Annotated in this window: 7 protein-coding genes and 1 pseudogene; 5 read left to right on the forward strand and 3 right to left on the reverse strand. The window is 50.2% G+C overall.

All coding sequences use genetic code 11. The features are described from left to right. Nucleotides 1-117: 117 nt before the first annotated feature. Entirely contained in the window at nt 118-267 is a 150-nt protein-coding gene (locus HLUSI_RS33370) for a hypothetical protein (protein ID WP_167321455.1), read from the reverse strand. A gap of 86 nt (nt 268-353) precedes the next feature. On the opposite strand from HLUSI_RS33370, the gene HLUSI_RS0100615 reads away from it, so the two are divergent. The 5 genes and pseudogenes from HLUSI_RS0100615 (at nt 354) to HLUSI_RS0100640 (ending at nt 5,908) form a co-directional block, all read left to right on the forward strand. Next, a complete protein-coding gene (locus tag HLUSI_RS0100615; protein ID WP_016832112.1) occupies nt 354-1,358 on the forward strand; it encodes a helix-turn-helix transcriptional regulator in 1,005 nt (334 codons plus the stop codon). A 511-nt stretch (nt 1,359-1,869) separates the two neighbouring features. Next, nucleotides 1,870-3,483: an AAA family ATPase gene (locus tag HLUSI_RS0100620; protein WP_157137711.1), complete on the forward strand. Its 1,614-nt coding sequence runs from the start codon at nt 1,870-1,872 to the stop codon at nt 3,481-3,483. Then, nucleotides 3,470-4,435: a hypothetical protein gene (locus HLUSI_RS30860; RefSeq protein ID WP_016832114.1), complete on the forward strand. Its 966-nt coding sequence runs from the start codon at nt 3,470-3,472 to the stop codon at nt 4,433-4,435. The genes HLUSI_RS0100620 and HLUSI_RS30860 overlap by 14 nt, the downstream gene beginning before the upstream one ends. Nucleotides 4,436-4,597: 162 nt before the next feature. Further along, nucleotides 4,598-4,864: pseudogene (locus tag HLUSI_RS26350) on the forward strand (integrase core domain-containing protein); the annotation flags it as partial. Between the two features lie 135 nt (nt 4,865-4,999). Continuing rightward, nucleotides 5,000-5,908 carry a DUF4238 domain-containing protein gene (locus HLUSI_RS0100640; RefSeq protein ID WP_016832116.1) on the forward strand — a complete coding sequence of 303 codons (909 nt, stop codon included), beginning with the start codon at nt 5,000-5,002 and terminating at the stop codon, nt 5,906-5,908. Nucleotides 5,909-5,944: 36 nt separating this feature from the next. On the opposite strand, the gene HLUSI_RS0100645 is transcribed toward HLUSI_RS0100640, so the two are convergent. Further along, on the reverse strand, nt 5,945-6,268 hold the full coding sequence (locus tag HLUSI_RS0100645) for a hypothetical protein (RefSeq protein WP_016832117.1): 324 nt from the start codon (nt 6,266-6,268) through the stop codon (nt 5,945-5,947). Nucleotides 6,269-6,470: 202 nt separating this feature from the next. Continuing rightward, the gene (locus tag HLUSI_RS0100650; protein WP_016832118.1) at nt 6,471-7,715 is read right to left on the reverse strand and encodes a YagK/YfjJ domain-containing protein; all 1,245 of its coding nucleotides are present in this window, start codon (nt 7,713-7,715) and stop codon (nt 6,471-6,473) included. Between the last annotated feature and the right edge of the window lie 74 nt (nt 7,716-7,789).

The following is a 7,789-nucleotide window of genomic DNA, read 5'->3' on the forward strand; positions in this document are numbered from 1 at the left end:
CGCGATAGCCGTCTTCAGAGCCGTTCAACATGTTTCTTCCCCATTAAGATGCGCGACTTATTGTTTTTTCGGCATGCCCCCCATGCCGATCAGGATATCGATTCTGCCATGAGAATATTAATTCGTTGTTTTATCGTCGTGGCGCTCGATCGAATGGCGTTTGATCCTGTCCACGTACCAGCCCAACCCGAAGGTAGAGATGACGCCGGCGGCAAAGACGATGGCGAAGGCGGCTAGGTGTTCAAGGGGCGAGTTGTCGCGCAGCATGGTGTTTCCCGTGAAGTGACGATGGGTGGCATCATGCATCACCGATGCGACAGATACTGTCGCTTGCCGACGCTACACTACCGCTCATGAAATCCAACGAAACCCTGCTCCGCCAATGGTGCATGCTGCGACAGCTCCCACGCCAGCCGCGCAAGATCGGCACCACCGAGATCGACAAACGCATGCGCGAGGCCGGCTACGACGTCACGCCGCGCACCATCCAGCGCGACCTGGTCAAGCTTTCCGCAGTGCTGCCGCTGCATGGCGACGAGTGCCGCCCCCAAGGTTGGGCCTGGATGGCCGACGCGCCGCAGCTGGACATGCCGGCGCTCGAGCCACAGGCGGCATTGACCTTTCACATGGTCGAACGCCATCTCATGTCATTGCTGCCCGCCAGCACCTTGAACTACCTGGCGCCGTGGTTTCATGCCGCCGCCGGCGTGCTCGATGCGCAGCGGGGCGCGCTTGGCGCATGGCGCGACAAGGTACGCATCCTAGCGCCGGGGATGCCGATGCTGCCGCCGGAAGTGGACCAAGGGATCGAGCTGGTCGTGACCCAGGCGTTGCTGTCGGGTCAACGCATCGAAGTCACTTACAGATCGCGCGAGGCGCAGGGCGGCAAGACCTATGAGGCCAGCCCATTGGGCATCGTGCTGCGCGACCAGGTGTTGTATCTGATCTGCACCTTGCGTGAATACGACGACATCAAGCAACTGGTGCTCGGCCGCATGCAATCGGCGCGCTTGTTGAACAAGCCGGCACGGGTGTTGCCGGGTTTCGATATCGACTCCTATATTGAACAGGGGGAGTTCGGCTTTCCCATGCAGGGCGGAAAGCGTATTGCGCTGGTGGTCGATATCGATCGGGAAGCGGCCAGATCGGTGGTCGAACGACCGCTCGATCGCTCCCAACGTATTGAGGATATTGACGAAAAGATCGTGCGCTTGTCCGCCAGCGTAGCCGATACGACCGAGCTGCGCCGTTGGCTGCTGGGATTCGGTCCGCGCGCAGTCTTGCAGGGGCCGGCATCATTGAGAGAAGAAATGCGCGCGGAGATCGCAGCGATGCATCAAGGCTACGGCCCCGCATAGTTGCATGGTGCCGCCACGGCCCGGTGCTGGTCTTCTATTGTGCCGCCGAGAATTCCTGTTCATGCATTCAGGCAGCATGTCTGGGCGCGCGGCGCGTGCGCGATCACTCTTCCAGTGGAAGACGGGATTACGAACCTTGATGTGATGGATAATCCGCCTGTATTTCTGATGAGATCCGTGCAGAGATGCTGCAGTTACAATACCGTTCGGCCGCAATGTTCACTGAAATACCGGCCGCCGGCACCACAGGCTAAACTGCCTGCAACATCCCCTGCACCACTGCGGCTTGCCGCTTAGACTAACTTTAAGTCTGGACCAGTTGTTTCAGGCCGATCACTCGCTAGAGGCTAGTAATATGACCTCTGTTATCGGCCAGAAGCCGACGTCCGGGGCCGGCCGACGTTATTCACCGTAAGACCTCAGATTAAATCAGTCCAGGTGCACACCAAACTACTAGCATTTAAAAATAGTGATTTATGGCGACATAAATCGAAACAACATAATTAGCCATATGCAAAATTACTCAATTCTCGCATTCATAATTCCAATAAAAAATGCTATTTCGGTGCTCCCTCTCTCTGAAAAATATCGCATCGAACCTCTACTTGGCAGCACTCATGAAATTCAGGTTCAACGCAAGGAATCTTACGATCACCAGCCTACAAGTAGTCTTCCTGTCAATTCCATCACCATTACATTTGGTGAAAATGGCGGTGGAAAGACCCGACTATTGCTGAACATCTGCAATACCGTTGTCAGACGCCGTGGCACACGGCCGTTGGGAATTTTGTGGGAAGAAAATGATCAACTTTTCTTTGACCCAGGCAGCAATTTAAAGAACATAAAATTCGATAATGGTTGCCAGGTGATGACGCGCAACGCCCCCTATCATGAAGATGCCTTTGGAGCTGCGTTTTACACGACGTCTCCTTTTGAAATGGCACGACGCCGACTTGCACTAACAGAAAGTGAAGCAATTGACGTCACGCCTTCATTTGGCGCTGACAACCCATTCGGTGGAGTGCCCTTATTGCTCGCAGCTCAAGCACTACCCGAGGACCTGGACTTCATTCGCGAAATGGAAGTTCAGCCAAAAGTTAAAACCCCTTCACTGATTTCGCAAATCGATGTGTACACGTCCTATCGCAAACCAAGGAGCACGCCTTCTGAGCCAAAGATAAAAAGTGTGCCTGAAGATATTCGAAAAATCCTGAGACAGCTTCCATCCGAATTAAACCCTTATCTGTCCAATACGCTTGCTATCGAACTATATAGAACTCGATTAGATGGAAAAGAGGCCGCAGCGACGCTATTGGGCCATTTAAGCGACTCATTACACAGCAGCACTGACATCAGAGCAGACATTCATACACTGCACAAGAACGTTGCCGATTTTCTCGACTCAAGAAATCGAGTGATATCCAGCTACCAGATTTTCAACTCACTAGAGTCTGCGCGCAACGGTAGCCCCAATGGTCTGAAAAGAAAGAGCCCATTCAAGCACTACGTCTATGATGCTCGCGAATGGTCATCAGATGTGGTTGAGGGGCTCAAAGAAGCCGAATCATTAGGAATACTCAAATGGTCATTTTTGAAGCTAAGTAGTGGCCAGGTCGCCATGCTCATGTTATTTGCTTCCCTGTCAGGTGCGTTGCAACAGCTAATCCAGAATAATAAAAAGAACGTGATCCTTACGGTCGATGAAGGAGAAATGTTCATGCATCCGGCGTGGCAACGAACCTATTTGTCCCAGCTAATGAATTTTCTCGAACATTACCGTGGACATTTCAACTGCATTCATTTGATCGTATCAACGCATTCTCTAATTGTTGCCGGAGATGCGCCGCCCAACAGGCTTTTCAATGTGGTCTCAGGAAAAATGCAAAACGGCTTTGCTTCGCCTCCTGATGAATTGCTAAAAAAAATCTATCAAGTCCCGGATTTTGCCGGGAAGATGGCAGAACAGCGGTACGAGAAAATTAGTCATTACTTGAAAAATGGCGGACCAGAACATGAAGCACTAGAAGTCCAAAGGTTAGTGGACGAGATTGCATCTGATCGACTGAGAACCTATTTGCAAGATGAAGTAATCCGTCAGATGGAGAGGCAAAATGCTAAAGATTAAATCCATCCAAGCGACGGATAAGAATCGTCATTTTGAACTTCTCAAAGATCGTTTCTACGAAGGTCTTTTCGAGGCATTATGGAGCGTCGGTCCAGACGCCGTTTATCACCAGGATCTCCTTGAGCTTCTTTACGATGTATTGGAAGAGATTCTGATTGGCACGCCATCAGAGCTTGAAAATATCGCAATCGCAGTACAGGTGATGCATCCAGAGTTCAGCGCATACGCAGCAAGGAAAAAAAAGGGCAATAGCGCGGCTGACGTCATACACAAGAACACATTGAAGATTATTGAAAAGTGCTTTAGCTACGACAAATTCTCAGATAAAAAGGCCAGCTGGAATGCCTATGAATTGGTAAGTTCCCACAATATCCGAATTTGCCCATATTGCCATTCCCATCACATAAATTACCACCTCGACGCATCCGCTAAGACGCAGAAGGAGCAATACGTCTTTCGGCCGCCGCTTGATCACTTTCTTCCAAAATCAAGATATCCATACCTGGCTGTTTCGCTCCACAACTTGATCCCCTCCTGCGCCCAATGCAACTCCAGCATCAAGTCCGATGTTGACCCCATTGAGTATGGGCTTACTAATCCCCACGACAACGCCATTCCCATCGATATTAGTTTTTCGGCAGCAGGCTCAATACCAACAGCATTTAAGGGGACCTATGACGATATCAAAATCAATCTCATAGCCACAGGTGTCGAATCGCATGCCCTAATGGAGGCATTTCTCCTTCCGGCACGCTACCAATGGTATCGCCACGAAATAAAAGATCTCATCGACCGATATTCGGATCATTTAGCTCTCCCCCCCGCTTTTCATACGGTTATAACGCGTGAACGATATGTGTTGGGCTGCCTGCTAACCCAAGTCAACGAGCGGATGATCGGAAAATGTCTAGGCGATATATTCAAAGAGCTTGTCGCGAACAAAGTCGCATGAGCCAGATGACGCGCATAACCGATACCGGACAAGCCTGACGCAAACCTGTGCCTTGTTCAAGATGACGCGTTCGCTGTATGCGTATCAGTCCAAGGCACGGGACGCCACGCTATTGGTCATGCGCATCAAGGAAATAACTGCCACACGTGTGCACTACGGACAGTTGAGCTAGCCTTCAGCAGGCTAGGCAAGCCGATGGACAACGCCAAGGTCGCAAGCTTCAATGGCCGATTCCGACAGGAGTGCCTAAATGCACATTGGTTCCTGTCTCTGGACGATGCCAAGGCCAAGATTGAGGAGTGGCGGCAGTACTATAATGAAGCGCGTCCTCACTCTGCATTGCAGTGGGCCACGCCGTCCGAATTCGCCCGCTGGCAAGGGAAAAGGCCGAATTGGGCGTATCTACGAAACCGGAAATTTCTACTTTAGACCGGTACTAATTCCGGGGTATGGTCAAGGTTGATCCTGGAAGGAAGAGCTCAAGGAAAACCCCTTATTTTTTGAGTTTTATATTGCAAAAAAGACAAACTCAACATATCGATAACATGGAAGCGAGATTTAGAAATGGGACAGTCTCATAAAAAACATCACTATGTACCCCGCTTCTTACTCCAAGAGTGGGCAGGAGAAGACAAAAAGCTTACCTATTTTACGTGGCTTCAGAATGGCATTTTGCACGAGGATCGGTGTGGTCCGCGCGGCGTAGCCGCGAAAGAACACCTATATTCGCAACAAAGCGCGTCGGGAGAGATGAACCCTGAGATCGAAGAGCAAGTCTTCACCAGAATAATTGACACTCCTAGCGCGCCGGTCCACCAAAGGCTCCTTGCCGGACATCTCGAAAACTTGACCATCAATGAAGAGAAAACCTGGAGCAACTTTCTCGTCGCGCAAATGATCCGCGTGCCATCGATGGTTCAGTACGTGCTTGATCGCGGCCGCCAGCTAATGCTCCGAGATATTGATGGAATTGAGGTCCCTGAACATCTCAAGGAATCGCTTGGAGAACTGACACTTCAAGAATACTTGGAGTCGGACGGGGCTTATTTGCTCGACAATGCATTGCTGCGTGAACTGCAAACGATCATTGAATCTCCGACGCTCAACAATGTCTTCCTTGGCGCAAAGTGGGCGACATACGACGTCAGTGATTCCAATCTTGATTTGGTAATCGGTGATCGCCCACTTCTCCTGGAAGGCAATATGAGCGAGCAATATCTCTTTATGCTTCCCTTGTCTCCGACCCTGGCATTTGTTGCCACGAACGAGGCCCGCGTTATAGACAATATAGCCGCTGTGAGCTCACGAGAAGTCGTTATGACCTTCAACAAGGAGGCCACTCAGGTGGCTGATACTTATGTTTACGCTACTGGCTCCAAACAAAAGAGAATGGTCACCAAATACCTTCGCAAGCCAGACGCCCCTGACAATCAACACGTCGTTTCCGGCCTGAGAGATGCCCTGTTAAAGTAGGCACAAAAAAGAAGCACACACCTGACAAGCGCATAGTCAGCGTTGCGTTCCCGCTGAGAATGCCTGCTGCATCGCTGATACTGGTGGTGATAGTACCTTGGACTGATCACGAGCGTCTTTGAGATAGCGCATGAACGTCGCATGCGAGATCCTTAATCCATTCACCGCTAATAGCTGCTGCAGTTGCTTGATTGTCAGGCCATCATCCATGCGCTGCTGGATGATCGGGTATAGAGCTAAGAATGCGTCCTTCTTCGGATTACGAGGTGCAGGCTGATAAGCCTGCAATGCGGTGCGCAGCTTTTCAATATCAAAGGGTGTATCAGCTGCGGTATCAGTCTGTTGAGCAGAGTGTGTCATTTGAAGTCATGAGCAGGTGTACATATTGAGAGATGACGGGATTCCCGCCATCTGGCATGTCGATGTCAATTCGCCTGAAATCGGCCATCAAGCCGATGGGCCAATGGCAGATCCAGGCATCAGAGCCAATATTTAGGGAAAATATTGGCTACTGAGATAGTTCGTATTCGCTGAGGAACTATCTCAGTAAGCCCCATAGGCTCTACGAAGAATCTAAATCCACCTCCGCCAGACCATCCTTCTTTGCCCTACGACGGCCAGAGCGCCTCGTAGACATCTGACCGGTACTGAAGGTCTTGGAATGGGGAGACGCCTTGACCTTGGCCAGTTGGCTCTTCTTGGCCAAGTACAGCAAGGCGTGCCACAGATTGGATAACTTAGCGCTATCCCAGTACTCCACGATCCCGCAAGCGGGTCGTTCGTACTTCTTCCGGTTGCAATTGAAGAAATACCCCTTCCCTTCGGTGTGCTTCACCCATGCTACTCCTAGCCTCTCAGCCAGTCCAACATGGTCAAACCCATTGACCACAGACCCGTCATAGCAAAAGGCCATATGGACGTGGTAGCCCTCAATACTGGCGAACTCAATAGACCAGACACAACCGACGTAGCCCTTCTTCAGCTCCTTGTGATGGCGTACAAAATCAAGGTACTCACGCCGGGCTTTAGCAATCTCGAAGAAACTGACACGATCAACACCAAAGTCGATCTCGTCAGGGTCCACTCCAGCCATGAAATCAACATATTCGCGCTCTTTTCTATCTAGCAGCTTACGCTCAAAATCAATCAAGCTATCAAGATCAAGAGGCTCCCCTTTACGCAGGTGTAGATCCAGACGAATCCAGACCATTCTCGCTGTTTTACCCACCAGCCATTTCACATAGGTACGCAGCTTCTTCACGTTCTTATCAGCGTTACGCAACCACTGATTCATGCGATAGGTGAGCTTGGTTTCCTTCGCTCTCATTTGCAGATGCAAAGCAAAGGTGTTGGCCATCTCAGCGAACTCTCGACTACCGTCGCTACCGCCTAACCAGCGGTAGTGCGCTATCGGATGATCCCGATACTCATTGATCATCAGTGAAATATCAGGAGCAGATGCCATATCACTGTCCATCAGTCGAGCGAATAACGGCAGCATCTTGATCATACTGGCCATTCTGCGCTCCTCATAGCTGCGTACACCATGTTTATTGATCTTCAAGCTGTATGGCAGCTCTTTGTCTTTGAACAGCATCTTTACGAATAAGTGCAAAGTAGAGATCAATCTAGTTTTGTTTGGTATTACCTTCGCTGTTCCATCTTCAAGAAAGACAGTGTCTTTCTTCTGATGAAATTGCGTCACAAGCTCACTTGTGGATAAATCGTCTTTTAGTATCGTGGATAGATCAGGAGCAGCACTCTCAAACTCAGCGTCATCAGTGCTGCTATGCAGCTCGGCACTCATGATCAGTTCGGTACTACAAACCCATGCAGGTTAGTCATTGATTTTTTCATTTCATTTCATTTCATCCTGGCCAA

Source organism: Herbaspirillum lusitanum P6-12, assembly GCF_000256565.1.
GTDB lineage: Bacteria > Pseudomonadota > Gammaproteobacteria > Burkholderiales > Burkholderiaceae_D > Herbaspirillum > Herbaspirillum lusitanum.